Source organism: Sphingomonas jeddahensis, assembly GCF_001981525.1.
Lineage (GTDB): Bacteria > Pseudomonadota > Alphaproteobacteria > Sphingomonadales > Sphingomonadaceae > Sphingomonas > Sphingomonas jeddahensis.
This window is the reverse complement of the sequence record NZ_MPSB01000001.1, coordinates 415,765-440,471: the sequence shown is the minus strand read 5'-3', so window position 1 is coordinate 440,471 and position 24,707 is coordinate 415,765. Positions and strand designations below refer to the sequence as shown.

Sequence of the window (24,707 nt, the reverse complement as noted above, 5' to 3'; positions counted from 1 at the left end):
AGCGAGCTGATGACGTCGGTGGACAATTATCTCGACATGCGGCTGGACCCGAACAGCCCGATCAAGTGACGCTCGTCGCTGAAACGCGGATTAGCGCATGTTAATCCGCGGCGACGAGCGTCACTTGATCGGGCTGTTCGGGTCCAGCCGCATGTCGAGATAATTGTCCACCGACGTCATCAGCTCGCTCATCTCATGCTCGAAGAAGTGGTTCGCGCGCGGGATGGTGTCGTGGTGGATAGTGATATGCTTTTGCGTGCGCAGCTTGTCGACGAGCTTCTGCGTCGCGGGCGGGGTCGCCACTTCATCCTCGGCGCCCTGGATGATGATGCCGGACGAGGGGCAGGGCGCCAGGAAGGTGAAATCGTAGAGGTTCGCCGGCGGCGCCACCGAGATAAAGCCGCGGATCTCCGGGCGGCGCATCAGCAACTGCATGCCGATCCACGCGCCGAAGCTGAAGCCTGCGATCCACGTCGTTTGCGCCTCGGGGTGGAAGCTCTGCACCCAGTCGAGCGCACTCGCCGCATCCGAAAGCTCACCCACGCCATTGTCGAACGTGCCCTGGCTCTTGCCCACGCCGCGAAAGTTGAAGCGCAAGGTCGCGAACCCACGCCGCTGGAACGTCTTGTAGAGCGCCTGCACGATATGGTTGTTCATCGTGCCGCCCGCCGTCGGGTGCGGATGCAGGATCATGGCAACGGGCGCCCGCGGCTTGGGGGCGGGGGCGAAACGCCCTTCGAGGCGACCTTCGGGGCCGGGGAAGATGACTTCGGGCATCGATACTCTTGTCTGGCTGGTGGCGCCGGGTGGCGTCATGAACGCGGCACTATATAGGACGTGCGCCCGATTATGGAACGAGTTTTGCCCGACCGCCTCTATCTGGACCATGCTGCGACTACCCCGATGACCGCCGCTGCGCGCGAAGCAATGCTGTGCGGCATGGAGATGTGGGCCAATCCATCCTCCCCGCACGCGGAGGGACGCGCCGCCCGCGCCGCGCTGGAAGAGGCGCGCGCGGCGATCGGCGCGGCATACGGCTGGCGCGGCGAGGTGCTGCTGACCAGCGGGGCGAGCGAGTCGCTGGGGATCGCGCTGGGGCGGGCGATCGCGGGGTGGCGGGTGATCTCCGCCGTGGAGCATGACGCGGTGCTGCGCGCGGCCGGCGAGGGCGCGGTAACGGTGCCAGTCGATGCGGACGGATCGGTGAGCCTCGGCGCGTTACGCGAGGCCCTGACAGCCACACCCACCCCGTTCGTCCTGAGCGAAGTCGAAGGACGTGCCGAGAACGCGCCGCTTGTGGCTCGCACCTCGACTTCGCTCGGCACGAACGGGGAAGGGGAGCGTCCCGATACCAACCGGGTGCGGGAGCATTCCGGCGCGAACCAGCGCCCAAGCCGCCCGGTCCTTTGCATTCAGTGGTGCAACAGCGAAACCGGCGTTCGCCAGCCGATCGACGCCGTCGCGCAGATCGTCCACGAAGCCGGCGGTCTCCTCCTCGTCGATGCCGCCCAGATGCCGCCATCACCCGAACTCGCGGACCATGCCGACTTCGTCGCCATCTCGGCCCACAAGCGTGGCGGCCCGCCAGGTATCGGTGCGCTGCTGGTCCGCGATCTCGCCACGCTCACGCCCACCGGCGGGCAGGAGCGCGGCTATCGCCCCGGCACGGAAAACCTTCCCGCTGCGCTCGGCTATGCCGCCGCGCTGGCCGAACCCGAACCGGACCACGCCGGCCTTCGCGCCCACCTCGACGACGCAATCCGCCGCTCCGGCGGCATCGTCGTTGGCGAGAGCGCCCCGCGCCATTCCGCGATTGGCAGCTATCGCTTGCCCGGCATGGCCGCCAACGCGCAGCTGATCCGCCTCGATCTCGCCGGCATCTCGGTTTCCGCCGGCAGCGCCTGCGCCAGCGGGAGTCTCAAGCCAAGCCACGTTCTGCGCGCGATGGGCTGGAGCGAAGAGTCGACGCGCGAGGTGATCCGCGTCAGCTTCGGCCGCACCACCACCGCGGCCGACGTGGATCGTTTCATTCAGGCCTGGCGCGCGATGGCGCGCGGCGCCAGGACGCTTGCTGCATGATCTATCTCGATTACCAGGCCACCACGCCGCTCGCGCCCGAAGCGTTCGACGCCATGGTCCCGTGGCTGCGCGACCAGTTCGCCAACCCGCATTCGCCCAGCCGCCCAGGCCGCGCCGCGCGCGCCGCGATCGAGGTCGCGCGCGAGCAGGTCGCCGCGCTGCTGCCGCCCGGCGGCCGCGTGGTGTTCACCAGCGGCGCGACCGAGGCGCTCAACTGGGCGCTGAAGGGCAGCACCGGCTCGATCGTCACGATCGCCAGCGAACATGCCGCCGTGCTCGACACCGTCCGCGCCGAACAGGCCGGCGGCCGCGAGGCGACGGTGCTCCCCGTCCGCCCCGACGGCCGGCTCGACCTGTGGGTGGCGCATCGCGTGCTGGGGCAGGGGGCGGGGCTGCTCGCCGCGATGCTGGTCAACAACGAGATTGGCGTCGTGCAGCCGCTCCCCGAATTGGTCCGCGCCGCCAAGCGCCATGGCACGATCGTGCTGTGCGATGCGGTGCAGGGCTACGGCCGCGTGCCGATCCCGGCCGAATGCGATCTGGTCGCCATTTCCGCGCACAAGGTTCACGGTCCTAAGGGCATCGGCGCGCTGTGGATCCGCGACGGCGTGTCGCTCGAACCGCTGCTCCACGGCGGTGATCAGGAGGGCGGCCGCTCCGGCACGCTTAGCCCCGCGCTCTGTGTTGGCTTCGGCGTTGCGGCACGATTGATGGCCGAGCGGCGCGAGGCGGATGCCGCCCATGTGGGGCGGCTCTGGGACATGGCCGCCGAGCGCCTCGCCGGCTGGACGCTCAACGGCTCCGCCACCGATCGCTACCACGGCAATATCAACATACGCCGCGGCGGCCTCGACGTGAACCGGCTGATGAGCGATTGCCGTGACGTCGCTTTCTCCGCCGGTTCGGCCTGCGCCAGCGGATCGGGACGGACCAGCCATGTGCTGAAGGCTATCGGCCTGCTCGATGCCGATGCACGCGCCTCCGTCCGGCTCGGCTTTGGCCGCTATACGACCGAGGCGGAACTGCGCGAGGGTCTCGACAAAATCACCGCCGCCGCCAACGCGCAAGCGGTGCCCGCGTGAAGATCCGCTTCCTCCAGGCCGGGGAGCCCGCGATCGTCGCCGATGCCGAACCGGGCGAGCGCCTGCTCGACGTCGGCCAGCGTTATGGACTGCCGCTGGAGGGAACGTGCGAGGGCGATCTCGCCTGTGCCACCTGCCACGTCATTGTCGCGGCCGAGGATTTCGGCCGCCTCGCACCGGCCAGCGAGGAAGAGGAAGACATGCTCGACCTCGCACATGGCGCCACGCGCACCAGCCGCCTGTCGTGCCAGATCAAGCTTGATCAATCACTTGACGGCTTGACCCTGCGCTTACCTGAATGACCGCCACATCTTGAGTTCATCTGGCGCCCCTTAGCGTTCCGCTGGTGCGAACGTGTAAAGGAGTATCGAGATGAAGCTCATCGCTTTCACCGCTGCTGGCCTGCTCGCTGCCAGTGCGCTCACACCGGCTCCGGCCGAGGCGCAACGCCGTGGCTGGCATGACGATCGTGGCTGGAACGGCGACCGTGGGTGGCGTGGCGAACGGCGCTGGCGTGGCCGCGACGACCGCCGTTGGGATCGTGGGCGAGGCCGCCACTGGCGCGGTGACGGCCGGCGCTACGGCTATCGCTATCGCCCCCGGCAGCGCGTCGTCTGCAACATCGTACGCGGCTATTACGGCCCGGTGCGGCGCTGCTTCAACGTCTGGCGCTGACACGCTCTTGAACAGACGCCCCGGCTCGGCCATATGCCGCGCCGGGAGTCGGGCGGGCGTGGTCGTCGCCAACTTGGTCAGGTCCGGAAGGAAGCAGCCACAACGATTTCGCCACGGGTCGTTCCGGCTCCCACCGCGACCCTGCTGAGCAGGTGAGCGCGGCCAGCGGCGCAAAGCGCCGTCTGACGACGCGGCTCGGCCGCGGCGCCACCCGATTTCCTCTCCTCCGTTCGTCCCGAGCAACGTCGAGGGACAAGCCACACGCGCCACCGCCTGCGGCCCATGCCTCGACTGCGCTCGGCACGAACGGTGAAGAGGATGGCGCACCCTCATTTTTCCCTGACTCATCGCCGCCAACCCCCTATGGCAAACCCGTGCGCGACACCCTCACCATCCCCCACGGCCGGCAATGACCGACACCCTCCTCGGCCTGGACGAACCCGCCCAGCCGCCCCGCAGCGGCGGTGAGGCCTACCGCGTCCTCGCCCGCAAATACCGCCCGCAGACCTTCCAGGCGCTGATCGGGCAGGAGGCGATGGTCCGCACGCTGGAAAATGCGATCAAGCGCGATCGCATTGCCCACGCCTTCCTCCTCACCGGCGTCCGCGGCGTCGGCAAGACCTCCACCGCCCGCCTCATCGCCAAGGCGCTGAATTGCATCGGCCCCGACGGCACCGGCGGCCCGACGATCGACCCCTGTGGGCAGTGCGAGCCGTGCCGCGCGATCGCCGAGGGCCGCCACATCGACGTGATCGAGATGGACGCCGCGAGCCATACCGGTATCGACGACATCCGCGAGATCATCGAGGCCTCGCGCTACGCCGCGGTGTCCGCGCGCTACAAAGTGTACATCATCGACGAGGTCCACATGCTGTCCAAGGCGGCCTTCAACGGCCTGCTGAAGACGCTGGAGGAGCCGCCCGGTCATGTGAAGTTCCTGTTCGCCACCACCGAGGTGAACAAGGTGCCGGTAACGGTGCTGTCGCGCTGCCAGCGCTTCGACCTGCGCCGCATCCCCGCCGAAAAGCTCGCCGAGCATTTCGCATTGGTCAGCGACAAGGAAGGCGTCACCGCCGAACCGGAAGCGCTCGCGTTGATCGCCCGTGCGGCGGAAGGCTCCGCACGCGACGGCTTGTCGATCCTGGATCAAGCGATCGCCCATGCCGATCTGGAGGGCAGCGGTGTCACCGCGGCGGCGGTGCGCGACATGCTCGGCCTGTCGGATCGCAGCGCGGTGCGTGATCTGCTTGGCTTGCTGCTCGCCGGCGACGCCCCCGGCGCACTCGCCGCGTTGCGCCGCCAGTACGATTTCGGCGTCGATCCCCAAGGCGTGCTGCGCGCGTTGCTGGAGGCGGTGCACGGCGTCACCTTGTCCAAGGTCGGCACCGCGGAAGATCCTGCGCAGCCTGCCGAGGAGCGCGAGGCGTATCGCGAATGGGCCACCCAGCTGTCCTTCCCGCTGCTTCATCGCCTGTGGCAGTTGCTGCTGAAGGGCCATGACGAGGTCGCGCGCGCCGCCATGCCGATCGAAACGGCGGAAATGGCGCTGCTGCGCGTTGTCCATGCCCGTTCGATGCCCGATCCGGCCGAACTTGTACGCCAGATGCCCGCGGGCACGGGTTCAACGCCCAGCGTTACCAATCAACCGCCCGCTGCCACACCGCCGCCGCCCGCGCCGGCCCGGGCGATTCTACCTGAAAGCTTCGCCGAACTGGTCGAGCGGATGGAGGAGGGCGGCCACCATCTGCTCGCCGTCCGCCTGGCGCATGGCGCACGCGTCGTCAGCTACCAGCCGCCCGAGATCGTCTTCAGCGGCGCTCGCCCGATCGCCGCGGACACGCTGGCGGAAACCACCGCGGCGCTGCGTGGTTTGACCGATACGGCGTGGAAACTCACGCTGCTCGACGCGCCGGGCGAACCGACGCTCAAGGAAGCGCAGGATGCCGCCGCTGAGGCCGAGCGCCAGGCGGTGCTCGCCTCGCCGCTGGTGAAAGCGGCGCTGGAGGCTTTCCCGGAAGCCGAACTGATCGACTGGCCCAAGAAGAGGAACGTTTCGTGAAGGATATCAACGAACTGCTCGCCGCAGCTCAGAGCGCGGCGCAGAACGTCCAAAAGCAGATGGACGAGGCGCAGGCGACGCTCGACAAGATCGAGATCGAAGGCGCCGCTGGCGGCGGGCTGGTGAAGATCAAGGCCACCGCCAAGGGCCGTATCCTGTCCGTCTCGATCGACGATTCGCTGATCGTGCCGAGCGAAAAGCAGATGCTGGAAGACTTGGTCGCCGCCGCCTTCAACGACGCGCGCACCAAGGCCGATGCCGCCTCGTCGCAGGAGATGGGCAAGATGACCAGCGGGCTCCAGCTGCCGCCGGGCTTCAAGCTGCCCTTCTGATGTGAGGTGACCGGGGCCGTTACGGTCAAGGAACAAGGTCCGCGTCGGCCGCGTTGCGCTCTTCAGTTATAAAGGAGAGCGTATCATGGTCGACGAACGGGTCACGGAAACGACTACCCCGCACACCACGCACACGACGGTTATTGAGCGTCGCGGCGGTGGCAGCGGCATGTTGATCGGCCTGGCGGTACTGCTCGCGGTGGTGATCGCCGCCTTCTTCCTGTTCAACCAGTCGAAGAACGAATCGCTGGAAACATCGGCGATCACTTCCGCGGCCAAGAGCGTCGGCGACACCGCCGAAAAGGCTGGGGGCGCAATTGACGGCGCCGCCAAGTAACTTCACTCAACACTCCGTTCGTACCGAGCCTGTCGAAGTACGTGCCTGGACCACAGCCATCGACAGGCTCAGGGCGAACGGATCAGGGTAATCGAAACAGACTAACCCTGGTCGGAATGGCGAGGCGGAGAAACCACTCAGACGTAACCCCGGACTTGATCCGGGCTCCCGCTTCTTCTCTCTTCGTTCACGATAGCGAGCGGTAACCCGGCTGAAGGCCGGAACGTCGCATCCGGCAAAACCATCACCGCACGCACGCATCCAGCCCCTCGCGCCGCACCACGCCCACATGCCGCGCAATCGCATTGCCATGCCGCCGCACGAACCCGCGCGGATCCACCGCCTCGCGCTTCTTGGGGAGTGGCAACACCGCCGCGATCCGCCCCGCCTCGGTGGGCGTCAGCTTCGCCGCGGAATGGTTGAAGTATCGGATCGCCCCGGCTTCTGCGCCGTAGGTGCCGATCCCGGTCTCCGCGACGTTCAGATACACTTCCATGATTCGGCGCTTGCCCCACACCGCCTCGATCAGCACGGTGAACCACGCCTCGAACGCCTTGCGGACGTAACCGCCGCCTTGCCACAGAAAGACGTTCTTCGCCGTCTGCTGGCTGATCGTCGATCCGCCCCGGAGCCGCCCGCCCTGCGCGTTACGGTATGCCGCATTGGCCAGCGCCTTGAAGTCAAAGCCATTGTGCGAACAGAATTTCGCATCCTCGCCCGCGATCGCCGCCCGCGCCATGTCGGGATCGATCTGGTCCAGCGGCGTCCATTCCTTGGTGATCGACCGCCCGCTCATCAGGTCGCCCAGCATCGTCAGCGTGAAGGGCGGCGGTACGAAGCGGAAGGCGACGACCAGCAGCAGCGACAGAGCAACGAACCAGATCAGCAGCTTGAGCGACAGGCGAAGAGCACGGCGGGCCATGCCGAAACGCTAAGCGCGAAACGCGCGGCCGCGCAACGCTGTCGCGATGCCGACAATCGCCGGCGATGCTCGACTAGCAACGACAGCCGCGGTTACACCCGCCCGGCAAGACCGGCCCTCGCGCCGTAACAGGAGTTATCACCATGAACCTCGCGCGTTTCGCGCGCCGCCGCTATACGGCAGGCGCCACTGCGATCGAACCCATGCCGCACCTCAGCAAGGTGCTGGGCGGCGCGGAACTCTTCATCAAGCGAGACGATCAGCTCGGCCTCACCGCCGGCGGTAACAAGACGCGCAAGCTCGAATTCCTCGTCGCCGAGGCACTGGCGCGTGGGGCGGACACGCTGATCACGGTCGGCGCGGTGCAGAGCAACCATTGCCGCCTGACGCTCGCGGCCGCGATACGGGAAGGGCTGAAGTGCCGCCTCGTGCTCGAACAGCGTGTTGCGGGCAGCTATGACAAGGCCGCCTCGGGCAACAACTTCCTGTTCGATCTGCTCGGCGTGGAATCGGTAACGGTGGTCAACGCCGGCGATGATCTGCAGGCGACGATGGAGAAGGTCGCGGCCGATCTCGTGGCGGAGGGGCGCCAGGGCTATATCATTCCCGGTGGCGGCTCGAATGCCCTTGGCGCGCTTGGCTATGTTGCCTGTGCCGAGGAAATCCTGGCGCAATCTTTCGCCATGGGCATCGCCTTCGATCGCATCGTCGTGGCAAGCGGCAGCGCGGGCACCCATTCGGGGCTGGTCGCCGGTCTGATCGGCAACAGCGCCGGCATTCCCGTTACCGGCATCAACGTGCGCAGGCCGCGCGCGGAGCAGGAGGGCAACGTCCACAAGCTCGCGGTCGCCGCCGCTGAGCTGGCCGGCGTCGGCCCGGCGATCCCACGCGAAGCAATCGAATGCCGCGACGAATGGGTCGGCCCGGGCTATTCGCTGCCCACAGCGGAGATGATCGAGGCGGTTCGCCTGTTCGCCGCTCACGAAGGCGTGCTGCTCGATCCAGTCTATACCGGCAAGGCGGCGGCCGGGCTGGTCGGCCTCGTCCGTTCGGGCGAGATCGCTGCGGGCGAACGCGTGCTCTTCGTACACACGGGGGGCGCGCCGGCGCTCTACGCCTATCAGCCGATCCTGACGGGGGCGGTGCCGGTCTGATGTCGGACGACCCTGCGCGCGCTGCGCCGCTGACGGTCGGCGTGCTCGGCGGCATGGGGCCCGCCGCGACGATCGACTTCATGGCCAAGGTGCTGCGCCATTCGCAGGCGGGCGCCGCGCGGGAGCAGGACAATGTCCGGCTGATCGTCGACAGCAACCCCGCTTTGCCCGATCGCAATGCCGCCATCGCCGGAACCGGCCCGTCGCCAGCGCCGATGCTGGCAGAGATGGCGCGCGGCTTGGCGGCGGCGGGGGCGGACGTTCTGGTGATGCCCTGCAATGCCGCCCATGCCTTCGCCGATGCGGTGATCGCCGCCACCCCGCTGCCGTTCCTCCATCTGATCGAGGAGGCGGTGGACACGGTCGCCCGGTCTCACCCGGCCGCGCGCCGGATCGGCGTCCTCGCGGTCGCGGGCGCGGTGGAGGCGCAATTGTACGAACGCGCGCTCGCCGCCCGGTCCTTGCTGCCGGTCGTTCCTGATCCCACCGCTCGCGCGGCATTCATGGCGGCAATCTGGCAGATCAAGGCCAGCGACTTGGCGGCTGGGCGAGATGGCGTGCTCGCTGCGGCGATGCGGCTGGTCGAGCAGGGGGCAGAGGTCGTGGTGGCGGGATGCACCGAAGTGCCGCTGGTGCTCGGGCCTGCCGATCTCGCCGTGCCGCTGATCGATACGGTGGACGTGCTCGCCCGCCGCACGGTCGAAGTTGCGCGAGGAGCCGGCGTCTCCAACGAATGGGTCTCGACGCATCCATGATGCATCGGCATCAATGGGGGTTTGTTGAAGGGGGAACGCAGAAATGAAGAAGACGATGCTGGCGCTGCTCGCCGCTGTCGCCGCACCTGCGGTTTCGGCGGCGCAAAGTGTGAACTCTGCCGCCAAAGCGCTGCTTTCCTCTCCGAAATTCGCCGCGGCGAAGGCGAAAATCGCCGAAGATCACCCAAGAATTGTCGCAGACGTGATCACGCTGACGGAGATTGAAGCGCCGCCCTTCAAGGAAGCGAACCGTGCTGCGGCCTTTCTGGAACTGCTGCGCGCAGAAGGGCTTAGCGACCTTACCACCGACGCCGAGGGAAATGTCTATGGCACCCGCAAGGGCACCGGTGGCGGCCCACTGATCGTCATCACCGCCCATCTCGACACCGTCTTCCCCGAGGGCACCAACGTAAAGGTGCGTCGCGAAGGAAATATGCTTTATGCGCCGGGGGTTGGCGACGATACCTCAAGCCTGCCGGTACTTCTCGCCTTCATCCGCGCGATGAAGGCTGCGAACTATTCCACCAAGGCCGACATCATCTTCATGGGCAACGTCGGCGAGGAAGGTCCAGGCGACCTCCGCGGCGTCCGCTACCTGTTCACCAAGGGACCGCTGAAGAATAAAATCGACTATTTTATATCCCTCGAGCCAGGTCGTGCCGGCCGCATCACCAATGGCGGCGTCGGCTCGAGGCGCTACAAGGTGACGTTCAAAGGTCCCGGCGGTCACTCCTTCGGCGACTTTGGTCTCGTCAATCCGGCCTATGCCATGGCCAACGCGATGGTTGAATTCGGCAAGATGAAGGTGCCCGCCGAACCCCGCACCGTCTATAATGTGGGGCTGCTGGAAGGCGGCACGTCCGTCAACTCGATCCCCTTTTCGACGGCGATGACGATCGACATGCGCTCCGCCGGAAAGGCCGCGCTTGATGCGGAGGAGCAGGCTTTCCTCGCCCTTCTGCCACGCGCTGCCGAAATGGAAAACGCCGCACGATCAACGGCTAAGGGCAAGGTTTCCTTTGATGCCCAAAAGGTCGGGGATCGTCCGGTTGGCGCAACTGCGTTGGACACCGACATTGTCCAGATCGCCACCGCCGTCACCAAGGCGGCTGGCTTCGAGCCGAAATACGGCGCCAGCTCGACCGACTCCAACCTCCCGATGAGCCTCGGCATCCCCGCGGTGACGCTCGGCTCTGGCTTCCAGACGATGCGTGCACACTCGCTGGAAGAAGCCATGGTGATCGACAAGGCCAAGGACGTCGACAGCATGGCGGTGAGCCTTGCCACACTGCTGATGCTGGCCGCCGCAAAATAGACCGCGAATACAGCAGGTTGCGCCCTGATCTTGTTAGCCTAATGACCACCGCTGACGTGCCTTCCCAACTCCGTTTTTGCCGGAGTTGGGAAGGCGCTACGCGTGCCCGGCGCTGGGATAAGCCATGGCGCGCCACAATCCGCGGCGATCGAACGGCTTCCACGCATCCTCAGGCTGGGCGAGCCGATCCGCGATCGCGTACATTACCGCCGCATTGATCGGCAGGCCGAAGTGACTGCCGAATACCTCGATGTTGTCGCTGGTGTCGCAATGGGGCTCCACGCAACTTGCCCAAGGCACGATGCCGTCGTCGCGGCTCCAGATCGCCGTCGACGGGAAGGGTAGCGGCATTTCGCCCTCGCTCAGATAAGAAAGCGCGCGCTCATCATCGATCTGGTGCCCCGACAGATACTCATACAGGCGCCACACCCGAGTGGCGCGCGGGGTGCCGGCAAAGGGCGCACCAAGCGTGATCACTTGTCGCACCTTGTCGGGTAGCCGTCGGCTGATCACGCGCGCCATGATGCCGCCCAGGCTCCAGCCGACGATGCTGATGCGGCGGCTGTCTCGCGCATAAATCGTCTCGATCCGCTCGATCAGTTTCTCGCCGGCATCGCCGATGGATCGCGGCCCGCGGTTGCGGCCAAGATCCCAGCTGTGCGCCTCATATCCCATGTGGCGAAGGTAGAAGCGGAGAATGCGGGTCGATCGATCGGAGGCGTTGAACCCCGGAATGACGAGCACGGGATGTCCATCGCCGCGCGGCAGGCTGGCAAGCGCTGGTGCCGCCATCGGCAGCAACCCGAATTCAAGCAGGGCACGCGGCAATTCCGTCAGAGCGAGAATAGCGGAAGGCGGCTTGGAACAGGTCGCCGCGGCAGTGGCCATGTTGAATACGTCTCCTTGAAGTCCGCGCGACAACGTGCCGCGGAGCACAAGGTTCTGCCGTAGCATGCCTTAATCGTTACCGCACGGTGACGATTGTATTACGCCGTTATGGCTGTTGTACCATCCCGATCCCGGTGCTGAGCTGTGAGTCACCGCCCAGCGTACGATAGAGCGTCACCAGATTGGTTGCCCGCACCAGCCGCGTCTGCACAACGGATTGCTGTGCCGCGTACAACGAACGTTGCGCGTCCAGCGTCGTCAGGAACGTATCGATTCCGCCGCGATAGCGCGCTTCCGACAATCGATAGGTGTCGGCGGCGGCGGCTTCGAAGCGTTCATTGGCTGCCAGTTCATCGGTCACCGTGCCACGCCGCGCAAGGGCATCGGCCACTTCGCGGAAGGCTGTCTGGATCGTGCCTTCGTACGTCGCAAGCGCCGCGCGCTGCAGCGCCTGCGTCTGCTCGACGCCCGCACGGCCCGCTCCCGCGCGGAAGATCGGATAGCCGATGTTGGCCGTTGCAGTTTTCGTCAGTGAGTCAGCGCTCAGCAGGGAGGACAAGGCGGTGCTGGCGAAACCGAACAGGCCGGTAAGCGAGATGCTCGGGAATAATGCGGCACGAGCGGCGCCGATCTCGGCATTGGCGGCGCGCAGCTCATACTCTGCCTGCACCACGTCCGGGCGGCGCAGCAACACGCGACTGTCGAGGCCGGCGGGTAGCTCAGCCACCGTTCCGGCCGCTTCTTCGATCGACCGCGGCAACAAAGATGGCGCAACGGGCGCGCCAACTAACAGCTGTAAGGCATTGATATCTTGAGCGAGCGCGGTGCGCTGGCTGGCAATGTTTGCCTCGGATGTCGCGAGGATCTGTTCGGCTTGACGAAGATCCGTACGCGGCGCGATGCCGCCGGAAACCCGCGCGCGCGTCAGGGTAACGGAGCGACGTGCGGCGGCGGCGGTGTCCTCAGCCAGTTTCAACAGACTCTGGTCGGCGGCGTAAGTCAGCCAGGCGCCGGCGACGTCGCCGGTAAGCGTCAGGCGGACGGCCCGCGTGGCGGCCTCCTGGCCGAAGTAGCGGTTCAGGGCGGCGACGCTGAGCGAGCGGACGCGGCCGAACAGGTCGAGTTCGAAGGCGTTGACGCCGGCATTCGCCTGGTAAGTGGTTCCGCCGACGGCGAAATTCCCGCCGGCCGAACCGGCGCCGATCTCGCGGCGAGTGACTGCCCCACCGACGTCGATCTGGGGGAAGAGTTCGGCGCGCTGGATGCGATATTGGGCGCGGGCGGCAGCGATATTTTCCACGCTTGCCCGTAGGTCACGATTGTTCGCCAGTGCCTGGTCGATCAGTTTCTGGAGCCGCGGATCGCGGAAGATGTCGCGATAGGTGACGCTGGGGAGCGTCGCCTCCGACTGGGCCAGATAGGCATCACCGCTGGGCCAGGAGGGAGGTATCGGCGGGTCCGGACGCACGTACTTCGGGGCCATGGAGCACGCCCCCAGGGCCGAAACGAGCAGGAGCGGGGCCAGCGCGCGCATCATCGTTGCTCCAGGTGCGGCGTACCGCCGGGCGGCTCATTCAGGTCCGCAGGCGGATGGAAGCCGGGCTCATTGCCGCGGAGTTTGGCGATGCCATCGCGGAAGCCGCGGCGGACGAGGACGAAGAACAAGGGGATGTAGAAAATCGCCAGCACGGTCGCGGTGAACATGCCGCCGATCACCGCGGTGCCGATCGCGATGCGGCTGTTCGCGCCGGCGCCGGTCGAGATCGCCAACGGCAGCACGCCGAAAATGAAGGCGAGGCTGGTCATCAGGATCGGCCGCAGGCGGATGCGCGCCGCCGTCAATGCGGCGTCGATGACGCGTGCGCCCTTTCTTTCCTCCTGCTCGGCGAACTCGATCATCAGGATGGCGTTCTTCGCCGCCAGCCCCATGGTCGTGAGCAGGCCGATCTGGAGGTACACGTCGTTCGTAAGGCCGCGCAGCGTGACGAAGGCGACGGCGCCGATCAGCCCCAGGGGGATGACGAGCAGCACGGCGAGCGGGATCGACCAGCTTTCGTACAGGGCCGCGAGGCACAGGAAGACGACAATGATCGACAGGCCGTAGAGCAACGGCGCCTGGCCGGAGGACAGCCGTTCCTGATAGGATATGCCCGCCCAGGCGACGCTGGTGCCCGGGATCTGCGAGGCGAGCTGCTCGATCCGCGCCATCGCGTCGCCCGAACTGCCGCCGCCCGCGGCGGAGCCCTCGAACTCGAACGACTGAACGCCGTTGAAGCGCGAGATGGTGGTCGGCGCCTGCGACCAGCTGGTCGTCGCAAAGCTGGAGAAGGGCGCCATCTGCCCGTTCGATCCGCGCACGAACCATTGATAGAGCGAGTCGGGATCGTCGCGATATTCTGCGTCGCCCTGAACATAGACGCGCTTCACGCGGCCACGATCGATGAAGTCGTTGACGTAGCGGCCACCCCAGGCGGTCGACAATGTCGTGTTGACGTCGGTCTGCGAGATGCCGAGCGCGGCGATGCGCTGCGCATCGGTATCGACCCGCAAGGTGCCGATGTCGGGCAATTCGCTGAGGCGCACGCCGGTGAGCTGCGAATCATTGTTCGCCAGTGCGAGCAGCCTGTCGCGCGCGGCGGCGAACTTCTCGGTGCTGAGGCCGCCGGTGTTGAGCAGCTCCATGGTGAAGCCTTCGGACTGACCGAGGCCGCGGATCGCGGGCGGGACGAGCGCGAACACCTGCGCATCGCGGAAGGCGCGGAAGGCCGCGGCGGCGCGCGCGACGATCGCGTCGGCGGTATTCTCCGCGCCCTTGCGCTTGGCCCAATCAGTCAGCGAGATGAAGCCGCGGCCGGTGTTCTGGCCCGACGCGCCGCCGCCGCCGCCAGCGACGGTGAGCATCGTGCGAACGTTCGCCTTTTCATAGGTCTGGAAATAGCGCTCAACCGACTGCTGCACCTCTTCGGTGCGGCTGCGCGTGGCGCCGGCGGGCAGGCGGAACTGGATCTGCGCGCCGCCCTGATCCTCGGTCGGCAGGAAGCCGGTGGGGAGGCGCAGGAACAGCACCGCGAGCAACGCGACCACGACCAGATAGACGCCCAGGAACAGCCATTTGCGATCGACCACCCGCTGCACCCAGCCGACGTAGCGCTCGGTTCCCCGTTCGAAATTGCGGTTGAACCAGTCGCTGGCGCGGCCGAGCTTTTGCGAAACCCAGCCGAAGCGCCGGTCGAACCAGCCCTGCTTTTCTTCCTCGTCCTTCTTGTGCCGCTGCTTGAGCAGGGTGGCGGTGAGGGCGGGGGAGAGGACGACCGCGACCGCGACGGACAGGATCATCGCGGAGATAACGGTGAGCGAGAACTGACGGTAGATCACGCCGGTCGACCCGCCGAAAAAGGCCATCGGCAGGAACACCGCCGACAGGACGAGTGCGATCGCGACCAGCGCGACGGTGATCTCGCGCATCGATTCGATCGTCGCTTCGCGCGGCGTCATGTCGGGATTTTCTTCGAGCAGCCGCTCGACATTCTCGACCACGACGATCGCGTCATCGACCAGCAGGCCGATGGCGAGCACGAGGCCGAACAACGTCAGCGTGTTGATCGAGAAGCCGGCGAGATAGAAGACCGCGAAGGTGCCGAGCAGCACCACCGGCACCGCGATCGTCGGGATCAAAGTCGCGCGCCAGCTTTGCAGGAACACGAACATGACGATCACGACGAGGATGATCGCCTCGATCAGCGTCTTCACCACCTCGTCAATCGACAGTTTGATGAAGTCGGTGGAGTCGTTGGCGTAGGCTATGCGAATATTGGGCGGATAGGTCTTGGCGACACGCGCGATCTCCGCCTTGACCAGCTCCGCCGTCGCCAGCGCGTCGGCACCGGGCGCGAGGAGCACAGCGATGCCGGCGCCGGGATGGCCGTTGATGCGGCTGGCGACGCTGTAGTTTTCCGAGCCGAGCTCAACGCGCGCGACGTCGCCGACACGCACCGTCGCGCCCGAAGGCAAGGTCTTCAGGAGGATGTCGCGAAACTGCTGCGGCGTCTGCAGCCGTGACTGCGCGGTCACCGTGGCATTGAGCATCTGCGCGTCGGGCATCGGCTGGCCGCCGATCTCGCCCGCCGCGACTTCGGTATTCTGCGTCTGGATCGCCGACACTACGTCGCCGGGCATCAGCTGAAAACTCGCGAGCCGCGCCGGATCGAGCCAGATGCGCATGGCATATTGCGAGCCGAACACGTTGGTGTCGCCGACGCCCTGCACGCGGCCGAGCGGATCCTGGAGCGTGGAGGACATGAGATCCGACACGTCCCGGTTCGTCATCTTGTCGCTAATGTCATAGACGCCGGCGATCAGCAGAAAGTCCGGGTTGGACTTGCGAACGCGAAGCCCTTGCTGCTGAACCTGCGTCGGCAGGCGGGTGATCGCCTGCTGAAGCTGGTTCTGCACCTGCACCTGAGCGATGTCGGCATCGGTGCCCTTCTCGAAGGTTGCGGTGATCGACACCGAGCCGCGCGAGGTGGACGAGGAGCTGAAATACAGCAGGCCGTCGATGCCGGTCAGCTGCTGCTCCAGCACCTGAGTGACCGAATTCTCGATCGTCTGCGCATTGGCGCCCGGATAAGTCGCGTTGATCGACACCTGCGGCGGCGCGACGTCGGGATATTGCGCAATGGGCAGGCTCAGGATCGCGCCCGTGCCGGCCATCATGACGATGATGGCGAGCACCCAGGCAAAGATCGGCCGATCAATAAAGACGCGCGACATCAGTCGCCCTTGCCCTTGGCTTTTTGCTGCTGTTCCAGCTGCTCGGGTGAGGGGGGCTTGGGCTGTTGCGGCGTGTTTGCGGGGACGGGCCGGACGGTGGCATTGTCGCTGAGGTTGGCGGTGCCTTGTGTGATCACACGATCACCAGGACGGAGCCCGCCGGTGACGACCCAATTGGCACCTTCGGCGCGCACGGTCTGCACGGTACGCTGCTGCACCTTGTTGTTCGCGCCGACCAGCCAGACGGTGGCGTTTCCTTGGGGGTCGCGCGACACGGCCTGCTGCGGCACGAGAAAGGCGTTGGTCTCGATCGCTTGCGCGAAGACGGCGCGGACGAACATGCCCGGCAGAAGGAGGCCGCCGGGATTGGGGAAGCGGGCGCGCAGCGTGACCGTGCCGGTCTGCTGATCGACCACCACTTCGGCGAATTCAACGGTGCCGGTCTGGCCGTAATCGCTGCCGTCTTCCAGCTTCAGCCGGACGGAGGCGCTGGCCGGCAGCACGCCGCCGGCGGCCATGCGGCGCCTGAGGTTCAGCAGCGCGGCTGCCGATTGCTGGATATCGACATAGATCGGGTCGAGCTGCTGAATGGTGGTCAGCGGTTCGGTTTGGCTGGCTGTGACGAGCGCACCGACGGTGAACAGCGTGCGGCCGATCCGCCCGGTGATCGGCGCCGGTACGGTGGCGAAGCGTAGGTTGGTACGCGCGGTTTCCAGCTGCGCGCGCCCTTGCGCAATGCTCGCCTCCGCCTGCCGCTGCGTCGCGACGGCATCGGTATAATCCTGTTTGCTGACTGCCTCGATCTCGGCAAGCGGACGGAGCCGGTCGGCGCGGACGCGCGCGGCCTGGGCGGTGGCCTGCGCGCTGGCGACATTGGCGCGCGCCTCATTGACCGCCGCGCGATAAAGGCTGGGATCAATCTGGTAGAGCGGCTGGCCCCGGCGCACGACCGTGCCTTCGTTGAAGAACATCTTCTGGATCACGCCGCTGACCTGCGGGCGGACCTCAGAACTGCGATACGCGAACGTCCGACCAGCAAGCTCCGTGACAAGCGGCACGCGCGTTTGCTGCACCACGACATAGCCGACCTGCGCGGGACCGCGGCGTTGTTCCTTTTTGTTGGCCTGCTCCGCGCCGTCACCACATGCGGTCAGCGCCAGCGCGGCGAGCACGGCGAGCTTTCGTGCGTCGATCAACGGCATCAATCCTGCTTGCTCATGAAGGCGCCGGCCCCACAGAATGCAGGCGCACGACCGTGCGGGTGATGCATTATGTCTTGATCTCCGCCAAGCGATTACACGGGATGGGGCAGCGTGACTGCTGAGGCCCGGGTAATCGGTTTCAACGGGGGAGGCCACCCTCAAACATGTCGCAATGTGTCGCAGGTTGATTAGGGGATGAGGGTGAAGCGATCGAGCTTCCCATGTTTCTCCCGCGATGCCGGGCTCGATCCCGGCATTCAGCGGTCCGCGCCTTGAAACCATGAAGTTCGGGGCTTTAAACCCGGTACAAGGTGGGGCTGACGTGGTTATTAGAGACATGTCGCTCCCCGATTGCAGCAACGTGCGCGGCGGCTTGGATCCGGGATCACGTGCGGGATGACGAGGAAGGCGGCCGCGCGTTAAGGAAACTTATCCTTAGGGCGGGCGTTGCAAGATACGGGAACGCATCGAAAGTTCGAGCGGTCCGCGTCGAAAAGGGGCAATCGTGAGTTTCAGTTCGGGGTGTCATCGCTGGCTCGCGGTTGCGCTGATCGCAGCATCTACCCCGGTTGGGGCACAGATGACGAAACCGGGTACGGCGCCGGCGACAGGTCCCGATGCACCGCGCTCTGCGACGACGCCCGCGGCTGACCCGCAGGGCAACGCGCCGATCGTGCCCGACGCGACGTTCGATGCCGCGCTGCCCTCGCTTTCCAGCGATCTCAATGCGCCGCTCGAGCCGATGCCCCAGGCGTCGATGCCGCAGGCCGCGCCGCCGCAGGCGGGGCTGCAAGTGCCACCTGCTCCTCCGCTCGCCGATGTGCCCGCGGGCACACTGCCGCCCGAGGCGCCGGTTGATCCCGAGCTTGCCCAACCACTGACGCCGCTCGGCAGCACCGAGACGGTGCCGCTGCAAACCGCCGCCGATGTTGCAGAAGCGGATGCACCGGAAATCCGCTACGTGACGGTGGTGCGGGGGCTAGATGAGATCGGGCTGGAGGATGAGTTCAAGTCGCTATCCGCGCTCGAGGAGGGCGATGGCAAGGCAGCAAACGCAACCCAGGTCAACGCGCGCGGCAAGGAAGACGAGCAGCTCGCCGTTCGGCTGATGAAGTCGCTGGGCTATTATGATGGCGTCGCGTCGGTGGCGCTGGAGACGGTGCCCGACCGAAAGGGCCGGTTGCGCGCGGTGCTGACCGCAACGCCGGGCGCCATCTACAAGCTGGGCGCGATCAACGTCACCGCCAACGAGACGGTGCCGCCGAACCTGGTGCGCGAACAACTGCCGCTGAAGACGGGTGATCCGATCGAGGCGGCGCGGGTGCAGGGCGCAGAGGCGAATGTCGCGTTGGTGCTGCCGCAGCGCGGCTATCCCTTTGTCGAGGTGGGCGATCGCGACATCCTGCTCGACGATACAACCCTGACCGGCGATTACACGCTGCCGGTGGAAACCGGGCCGCGATCCTCGTTCGGGGTGGTGCGTACCGAGGGCGATGCGGTGTTCGACCCCGACCATCTCAGCATATTCCCCCGGTTCAAGCAGGGCGAATTGTACGACACGCGCAAGCGTGACGACCTGCGCGAGGCGCTGGTCGCAACGGGACTGTTTGACAGCGTCGGCGTGGAGCCGGTGCGGACAGGCAAGGCAGGACCGGACGGGACCGAACAGGTCGATCTGATGGTGCGCCAGACCAAGGGGCCGTGGCGCAGCCTTGCGGGCAGCGGCGGCTATGGCACGGGCGAGGGCGTCAAGCTCGAGGGTAGCTGGACCCACCGCAACCTGTTCCCGCCCGAAGGCGCGCTGATCCTCACTGCGGTCGGCGGCACGCAGCAGCAGGGTGCATCGGCGACCTTCCGGCGCAACAACGCGGGCAAGCGCGACCGTACCTTCTCTGCGGGCGTTGCGGCTAATCACGCGAATTACGACGCCTTTGACGCCTTCACCGGCACGATCTTCGCGCGCTGGGCGTATGATTCGACGCCCATCTGGCAGAAGCCGTTCACCTATGCTTTCGGCGCCGAGCTGACCGGCACCAACGAAAGCGTGTTCGACTTCGGTCGGAACGAGCGCGTGCGGCGGACCTATGGCATCGCCGCCATCCCGTTGCAGGCGGTGTGGGACAAGTCCGACGATCTGCTCAATCCCACCAAGGGCTTCCGCCTGAAACTCAATCTCAGCCCGGAAACCTCGGTGCAGGGGTCGGTTCGGCCCTATGCGCGCACGATGGTGGAAGGCACGCTATATTACCCGGTCAGCGACAGCCTGGTGATCGCGGGGCGCGCGCGCGCCGGTTCGATCTTCGGCATCGATCGCGACGACCTGTCGCCCTCGCGGCGCTATTACGGCGGCGGCGGTGGGTCGGTGCGCGGCTACGGCTTCCAGCGGCTTGGGCCGTTCGAGCCGGTATCGTCGCTGCGGCCTGACGAGGATGGCAACATCGACATCGGCGATCTGCGGCCCGTTGGCGGACGCAGCATCAACGAATTCGCGCTTGAAGCGCGCTACCGCTTCGGGAATTTCGGGATCGTGCCCTTCATCGACGCCGGCAACGCCTATGAGAGCACTTTTCCGACGGGATCGGACCTGCGCTTCGGCGCGGGTATCGGGGGACGCTTCTACACCAATTTCGGCCCGATGCGCGTTGACATCGCGACACCGCTGAATCCGCGTGAGGGCGACGGGCGGATCGCGCTCTACGTCTCGATCGGGCAGGCATTCTGATGGTCGAAACCACCGCCTCCGCCGACACCGAAGTCCTCGTCGTGCATCGTCCGCTGTGGCAACGCATCCTGAAGTGGATCGCCGTAGCCATTGCGGCATGCGCCTTTCTGTTGCTGGCGATCGTGTTCGGGATCAACACCGATCCGGGCAGGCGCTTCGTCGCCGACCAGCTGGGCAATTACTCCACCGCGGGCGGGCTCAATATCAAGGTCGGGCGGATCGACGGTTCGCTATATGGCCGCATGACGCTGACCGACGTGCGGGTCAGCGATCCCAAGGGCGTGTTCATCACCTCGCCGCGCCTCGATGTCGACTGGCGGCCGTTCGCTTTCATCAACAATCACGTCAACGTGAAGAGCCTCAACAGCGAGCTCATCACCATGGCGCGCAATCCCGCGCTGATCCCGCAGCCCAGCGACCCAAATGCGCCGCTGCTGCCGGATCTGGACATCGACATCGATCGGCTGCGCGTCGCACGCTTCGTAATGGAGGCGCCGGTCGCCGGGCAGCGGCATATCGCGCGCATCGACGGCGCGGCGCACATCGCCGACCGCCGCGCGCAGCTGACGGTGGACGGCGCTGCGCTGCGCGCGGCCGGCGTGGCGGGCGGCGACACGCTGAAGCTGCGACTGGATGCAGTGCCCGACGACAACAAGCTTGAAATCGACGCGCGGCTGTTCGCGCCGGCCGGTGGCCTGGTGTCGTCGATGGCGGGGACCAAGGCGCCACTGCGGGCGACCATCGGCGGGCAGGGCAGCTGGGCCTCATGGAAGGGCAAGGCCGTCGCCACCCTCGGCGGCGGGCAGCTTGCCAACCTCGATCTTTCCGCCCGCGACGGGCATATCGAGGTGCGCGGCGCGACGCGGCCAGGCCTTTATCTTGAAGGGCCCGTCGAACGGCTCACCGCGCCGCAGCTCGATGTGGCGATCGATACGACGTTGCAGGAGCGCCGCGCCGATACCCGGGTCAAGCTGCGGTCGAGCGCGCTGGCGGTGGATGCCGGCGGCATCATCGACATGGCGAACAGCCAGTTTGGCAATTTCGCGGTCGATGCGAAGCTGCTGACCCCGGGCGCGATCGCGCCCAACCTGCGCGGTCGCGACGTGCTGGCGCGCGTTGTGCTGAACGGCGCCTTTGCGACGCCGGCAGTGGACTATAAGGTCCGCGCGACCGCGCTGGGTTTTGCGGAAACCACGGTAGAGAATGTCTATGCCGAAGGGCTGGCGCGCGTGGATGCCGACCGCATCATGGTGCCGCTGCATGCCCGCGCACGGCGCATTTCGGGGCTCAACCCGGCGCTGGGCGGCCTTACCACCAACGTGCGGATTGACGGCGACATTGCGATCGACATGCCGACGATCCTGTCCGACAACCTCCGCGTCCGTTCAGACACGATTGACGCCACCGCGATCATCGCGGCGAACATGGAGACGGGGCGCTACACCGGCGCGCTGAAGGGGCGGGTCAACAACTTCCGCGTCGAAAGCGTGGGCATCCTCAATCTCAACACGGATGCCGAATTGGTGACCAAGCCCAACGGTGGGTTCGGCATCGTCGGCCGGGTGGGCGTGCAAACGCGCGAGATCTTCAACGAGGGTGCGCGGACGTTCCTGGGCGGCAATGCGGTGGCCGTCACCAACTTCGGCTATGACACCGACGGGATCATTACCTTCCGCAACATGCGGGTGACCGCGCCCTTGTTCCGCGTAACGCGCGGCGAAGGACGGTACGACCTCAACACCGGCGCCGTGGCAGTATCGGCCGATGCCTATTCCAGCAAATATGGCCCGCTGTTCGCGCGGGTGAGCGGCAGTGCTGCGTCACCAGTGGTGACCTTGCGTGCGCCGCGACCAGGCGTCGGCATCGGCTTGGCAAATCTCAACGCACGCGTGGTCGGCCGCAACGGCGCCTATGCCGTCACCGCGACCGGCGGCACGACCTATGGCCCATTCAACGCCGACGTGGTCGTTTCGATGGGCAAGCAGCTTGCGGTGGATGTCCGCAGGGTGGTGTTTGCCGGCGTCAACTTTGCAGGCCGCATCGTACAGTCAGCGGCCGGGCCGTTCACCGGACGGCTGAACTTCGCTGGATCGGGCCTGTCAGGTGCCGTGGCACTCGGCGCCCGAGGCAAGTACCAGACGGCGAATGTCGATGCGCGCGCCAACGCCGCGCGCATTCCCGGCCAGGTCGATTTCGTAATCGGCCGCGCTATCGTGAAGGCCAATGTCGTGCTGTACGATCAGCCGCAAGTGGTCGCCGATGCGCAGGTCGCCGATCTGCGCTACGGGCCGACCGTCATCCAGTCGGGCCGGGTGAAGGTGAACTATGCCGGTGGCAACGGTACGGCGCAGGCACTGCTGACCGGATCAAACAGCGTGCCCTTCCGCCTGGCGGCCAACGCCAAGCTGTCGCCGAGCGAATATCTCGTCGCACTCCAGGGCCAGGCAAACAACATCAACTTCCGCACCGGCAATCCGGCGCGCATCACCACGGCGGGTGGCACCTATCGCCTGGCGCCAACGCAGATCGTGTTCGATCGGGGCCGGATGCGCGTCGCCGGCAGCTATGGCAGCGGGATCAACGCGCAGTTGCGGCTCGACAGCCTCGACCTGTCGATCGCCAATGCGCTGATCCCGAACCTTGGGCTGAGCGGTAAAGCGACCGGCAGCCTCGATTTCGCACAGGCGAATGCCAATGCCTTCCCGCAGGCCGATGCGCGCATGACGATCACCGGCTTCCAGCGTTCCAGCCTGGCGGCGGTGTCGCAGCCGGTCGATGTGGTGTTCGCCGGACGACTGGTGTCAAACGGGGCGGAAGCGCGTGCGCTGGTGAAGCGTGGCGCCACCACCGTCGGGCGGATGCAGGCCTTCCTCCGCCCGGTCGGCAGCGGCAGCTCCTGGGCGTCGCGCCTGATGGCGGCGCCGCTTTCCGGCGGCATCCGCTACAATGGTCCCTCGGGCGTGCTGTTCAGCCTGGCAGGTCTCGCGGAGCAGCAGCTCACCGGTCCGATCGTGGTCGCTGCCGATTTCGCCGGCCGCGTCTCGGCGCCGCAGCTCAACGGCGTAATCCGCGCCGATGCGCTGACCTATGACAACGAGACCTATGGCACGCGGCTGTCGAACATGGCGATCCGCGCGCGCTTTACCAACGATCGGCTCCAGCTCGACAGCATGAGCGCCAAGGCGGGTGATGGTTCGGTGCAGGCGCAAGGCTATGTCGGCCTGGCGGCGGACCAGGGCTATCCGATGCAGATCAACGCGCGGCTGGACAATGCACGCCTTGCGCGCTCCGATTCGATTGGCGCGACGGCGAGCGGGACCGTGCAGGTGACGAACGGGCGCGGCGGCGGGCTGATCCGCGCCGACATCACCATTCCGGAGGCGCGTTACCAGATCATCCGCCAGGGCGCGGCCGAAGTGCCTGAGCTGACCGGCGTGCGGCGCAAGAGCGACATTCGCGAACCGCGCATCACCGACCGGCCGGCGCAGGAGAAGGCGCCCTCCATGGGGCTGTTCAAGCTCGACATGCGCGTACGCGCCGAGAACCAGCTCTACGTTTCCGGCATGGGGCTGGAAAGCGAATGGGAGGCCGACATGCGGATCGGCGGCACCTCGGCGGCGCCGGTCATCACCGGCGGACTCGATCTGGTTCGCGGTACCTATTCGTTCGCCGGCAAGAATTTCGAGGTCGAACGTGGCCGCATCCGCTTCCGCGGTGGCGCGCTGACCGACCCGGATATCGACATCCGCGCAACGACGGTGAACGATGGCATCACCTTCGTCATCAACATCACCGGCACCGGGCAGCGGCCGCAAATCGCCTTCACCTCCACGCCCGCACTGCCGCAGGACGAGGTGCTGAGCCGCCTGCTCTTCGGAACGAACCCGGAGAATCTGTCGGCAATGGAAGCGTTGCAGTTGGCGTCGGCGGTTAACTCGCTGCGCGGATCGGGCGGTGGGCTAAACCCACTGGGCAAGCTTCGCTCGGCGACCGGGTTCGATCGGCTGCGCGTGCTTGGTGCGGACGATGCGAGCGGGCGCGGAACGGCGCTCGCTGCAGGCAAGTATCTGACCGACGATATCTATATCGAGATCGTCACCGATGCCCGCGGCTTCACCGCGACTCAGCTCACCATTGCGCTGACCAAGTCGCTGAGCCTGCTGACCCAAGCGGGGTCGTTCGGCGGATCAAACGCGCAGCTGCGTTACTCCAAGGACTATTGAGGGTGCTTTGTGCTCGCCCGCCAGGGGGAGGTGGCGCCGGCAGATGTTGGAGGGGGTAGGGCGGCGGTGCTCTCTAGGGGAGCTTCGTGTCCTCCCCCTCCGTCAGCGCTGCGCGCTGCCTCCTCCCCCTGACGGGCGAGGATCATGGGTTACTGACACCGCGGTAAGTTAAGCCCTTTCCCGTTGCGAACC

Annotated in this window: 18 protein-coding genes and 1 other RNA gene; 13 read left to right on the top strand and 6 right to left on the bottom strand. The window is 66.4% G+C overall.

Annotated elements, in window-relative coordinates:
- Nucleotides 1-120: 120 nt before the first annotated feature.
- Complete coding sequence (locus tag SPHI_RS02055; protein ID WP_076743202.1) at nt 121-777, bottom strand: alpha/beta hydrolase; 657 nt, start codon at nt 775-777, stop codon at nt 121-123.
- Nucleotides 778-861: 84 nt separating this feature from the next.
- Here SPHI_RS02055 and SPHI_RS02050 point away from each other — a divergent pair, with 84 nt between their 5' ends.
- The 8 genes from SPHI_RS02050 (at nt 862) to SPHI_RS02015 (ending at nt 6,564) form a co-directional block, all read left to right on the top strand.
- Entirely contained in the window at nt 862-2,079 is a 1,218-nt protein-coding gene (locus tag SPHI_RS02050) for a cysteine desulfurase family protein (RefSeq protein WP_408640466.1), read from the top strand.
- Nucleotides 2,076-3,161 carry a cysteine desulfurase family protein gene (locus tag SPHI_RS02045; RefSeq protein WP_076743200.1) on the top strand — a complete coding sequence of 362 codons (1,086 nt, stop codon included), beginning with the start codon at nt 2,076-2,078 and terminating at the stop codon, nt 3,159-3,161. Before SPHI_RS02050 ends, SPHI_RS02045 begins: the two co-directional genes overlap by 4 nt.
- Nucleotides 3,158-3,463, top strand: coding sequence for a 2Fe-2S iron-sulfur cluster-binding protein (locus SPHI_RS02040; RefSeq protein WP_076743199.1), 306 nt, complete (start codon nt 3,158-3,160; stop codon nt 3,461-3,463). Before SPHI_RS02045 ends, SPHI_RS02040 begins: the two co-directional genes overlap by 4 nt.
- Nucleotides 3,464-3,533: 70 nt before the next feature.
- On the top strand, nt 3,534-3,836 hold the full coding sequence (locus SPHI_RS02035; protein WP_076743198.1) for a hypothetical protein: 303 nt from the start codon (nt 3,534-3,536) through the stop codon (nt 3,834-3,836).
- 40 nt (nt 3,837-3,876) lie between these two features.
- Nucleotides 3,877-3,974, top strand: an RNA gene (ffs, locus tag SPHI_RS02030) — signal recognition particle sRNA small type.
- Between the two features lie 271 nt (nt 3,975-4,245).
- Entirely contained in the window at nt 4,246-5,895 is a 1,650-nt protein-coding gene (locus SPHI_RS02025) for a DNA polymerase III subunit gamma/tau (RefSeq protein WP_076743197.1), read from the top strand.
- Complete coding sequence (locus SPHI_RS02020; RefSeq protein WP_076743196.1) at nt 5,892-6,227, top strand: YbaB/EbfC family nucleoid-associated protein; 336 nt, start codon at nt 5,892-5,894, stop codon at nt 6,225-6,227. Before SPHI_RS02025 ends, SPHI_RS02020 begins: the two co-directional genes overlap by 4 nt.
- A gap of 85 nt (nt 6,228-6,312) precedes the next feature.
- Nucleotides 6,313-6,564, top strand: coding sequence for a hypothetical protein (locus SPHI_RS02015; protein WP_076743195.1), 252 nt, complete (start codon nt 6,313-6,315; stop codon nt 6,562-6,564).
- Between the two features lie 244 nt (nt 6,565-6,808).
- Here the strand turns inward: SPHI_RS02015 and mtgA are convergent, their stop codons facing one another.
- Complete coding sequence (gene mtgA, locus SPHI_RS02010) at nt 6,809-7,486, bottom strand: monofunctional biosynthetic peptidoglycan transglycosylase (protein WP_076743194.1); 678 nt, start codon at nt 7,484-7,486, stop codon at nt 6,809-6,811.
- 143 nt (nt 7,487-7,629) lie between these two features.
- On the opposite strand from mtgA, the gene cuyA reads away from it, so the two are divergent.
- From cuyA to SPHI_RS01995, 3 genes are read left to right on the top strand one after another with little or no spacing between them, the layout of a single operon-like run.
- On the top strand, nt 7,630-8,640 hold the full coding sequence (gene cuyA, locus SPHI_RS02005; RefSeq protein ID WP_076743193.1) for a D-cysteate sulfo-lyase: 1,011 nt from the start codon (nt 7,630-7,632) through the stop codon (nt 8,638-8,640).
- Nucleotides 8,640-9,395, top strand: a complete 756-nt coding sequence (gene cuyB, locus SPHI_RS02000) for a cysteate racemase (protein WP_076743192.1) — start codon at nt 8,640-8,642, stop codon at nt 9,393-9,395. Before cuyA ends, cuyB begins: the two co-directional genes overlap by 1 nt.
- A 43-nt stretch (nt 9,396-9,438) precedes the next feature.
- A complete protein-coding gene (locus tag SPHI_RS01995; RefSeq protein WP_076743191.1) occupies nt 9,439-10,710 on the top strand; it encodes a M20/M25/M40 family metallo-hydrolase in 1,272 nt (423 codons plus the stop codon).
- A 96-nt stretch (nt 10,711-10,806) separates the two neighbouring features.
- Here the strand turns inward: SPHI_RS01995 and SPHI_RS01990 are convergent, their stop codons facing one another.
- From SPHI_RS01990 to SPHI_RS01975, 4 genes are all read right to left on the bottom strand, one after another.
- Nucleotides 10,807-11,598 carry an esterase/lipase family protein gene (locus SPHI_RS01990; RefSeq protein WP_076743190.1) on the bottom strand — a complete coding sequence of 264 codons (792 nt, stop codon included), beginning with the start codon at nt 11,596-11,598 and terminating at the stop codon, nt 10,807-10,809.
- A 106-nt stretch (nt 11,599-11,704) separates the two neighbouring features.
- The gene (locus tag SPHI_RS01985) at nt 11,705-13,135 is read right to left on the bottom strand and encodes an efflux transporter outer membrane subunit (RefSeq protein ID WP_076743189.1); all 1,431 of its coding nucleotides are present in this window, start codon (nt 13,133-13,135) and stop codon (nt 11,705-11,707) included.
- Nucleotides 13,132-16,368: an efflux RND transporter permease subunit gene (locus SPHI_RS01980; protein WP_198927795.1), complete on the bottom strand. Its 3,237-nt coding sequence runs from the start codon at nt 16,366-16,368 to the stop codon at nt 13,132-13,134. The genes SPHI_RS01985 and SPHI_RS01980 overlap by 4 nt, the downstream gene beginning before the upstream one ends.
- Nucleotides 16,368-17,570, bottom strand: coding sequence for an efflux RND transporter periplasmic adaptor subunit (locus SPHI_RS01975; RefSeq protein WP_076743187.1), 1,203 nt, complete (start codon nt 17,568-17,570; stop codon nt 16,368-16,370). Before SPHI_RS01975 ends, SPHI_RS01980 begins: the two co-directional genes overlap by 1 nt.
- 580 nt (nt 17,571-18,150) lie before the next feature.
- On the opposite strand from SPHI_RS01975, the gene SPHI_RS01970 reads away from it, so the two are divergent.
- Nucleotides 18,151-20,292: an autotransporter assembly complex protein TamA gene (locus SPHI_RS01970; protein WP_083719607.1), complete on the top strand. Its 2,142-nt coding sequence runs from the start codon at nt 18,151-18,153 to the stop codon at nt 20,290-20,292.
- Complete coding sequence (locus SPHI_RS01965; protein ID WP_076743185.1) at nt 20,292-24,515, top strand: translocation/assembly module TamB domain-containing protein; 4,224 nt, start codon at nt 20,292-20,294, stop codon at nt 24,513-24,515. Before SPHI_RS01970 ends, SPHI_RS01965 begins: the two co-directional genes overlap by 1 nt.
- The last annotated feature ends 192 nt before the right edge of the window (nt 24,516-24,707 follow it).

What these genes read in the sequence shown, in the direction of transcription:
- SPHI_RS02055 (WP_076743202.1), bottom strand. Translation starts at nt 777, where the DNA reads ATGCCCGAAGTCATCTTCCCCGGCCCCGAAGGTCGCCTCGAAGGGCGT.
- SPHI_RS02045 (WP_076743200.1), top strand. Translation starts at nt 2,076, where the DNA reads ATGATCTATCTCGATTACCAGGCCACCACGCCGCTCGCGCCCGAAGCG.
- SPHI_RS02035 (WP_076743198.1), top strand. Translation starts at nt 3,534, where the DNA reads ATGAAGCTCATCGCTTTCACCGCTGCTGGCCTGCTCGCTGCCAGTGCG.
- SPHI_RS02025 (WP_076743197.1), top strand. Translation starts at nt 4,246, where the DNA reads ATGACCGACACCCTCCTCGGCCTGGACGAACCCGCCCAGCCGCCCCGC.
- SPHI_RS02015 (WP_076743195.1), top strand. Translation starts at nt 6,313, where the DNA reads ATGGTCGACGAACGGGTCACGGAAACGACTACCCCGCACACCACGCAC.
- mtgA (WP_076743194.1), bottom strand. Translation starts at nt 7,486, where the DNA reads ATGGCCCGCCGTGCTCTTCGCCTGTCGCTCAAGCTGCTGATCTGGTTC.
- cuyA (WP_076743193.1), top strand. Translation starts at nt 7,630, where the DNA reads ATGAACCTCGCGCGTTTCGCGCGCCGCCGCTATACGGCAGGCGCCACT.
- cuyB (WP_076743192.1), top strand. Translation starts at nt 8,640, where the DNA reads ATGTCGGACGACCCTGCGCGCGCTGCGCCGCTGACGGTCGGCGTGCTC.
- SPHI_RS01995 (WP_076743191.1), top strand. Translation starts at nt 9,439, where the DNA reads ATGAAGAAGACGATGCTGGCGCTGCTCGCCGCTGTCGCCGCACCTGCG.
- SPHI_RS01990 (WP_076743190.1), bottom strand. Translation starts at nt 11,598, where the DNA reads ATGGCCACTGCCGCGGCGACCTGTTCCAAGCCGCCTTCCGCTATTCTC.
- SPHI_RS01985 (WP_076743189.1), bottom strand. Translation starts at nt 13,135, where the DNA reads ATGATGCGCGCGCTGGCCCCGCTCCTGCTCGTTTCGGCCCTGGGGGCG.
- SPHI_RS01980 (WP_198927795.1), bottom strand. Translation starts at nt 16,368, where the DNA reads ATGTCGCGCGTCTTTATTGATCGGCCGATCTTTGCCTGGGTGCTCGCC.
- SPHI_RS01975 (WP_076743187.1), bottom strand. Translation starts at nt 17,570, where the DNA reads ATGCCGTTGATCGACGCACGAAAGCTCGCCGTGCTCGCCGCGCTGGCG.
- SPHI_RS01970 (WP_083719607.1), top strand. Translation starts at nt 18,151, where the DNA reads ATGACGAAACCGGGTACGGCGCCGGCGACAGGTCCCGATGCACCGCGC.
- SPHI_RS01965 (WP_076743185.1), top strand. Translation starts at nt 20,292, where the DNA reads ATGGTCGAAACCACCGCCTCCGCCGACACCGAAGTCCTCGTCGTGCAT.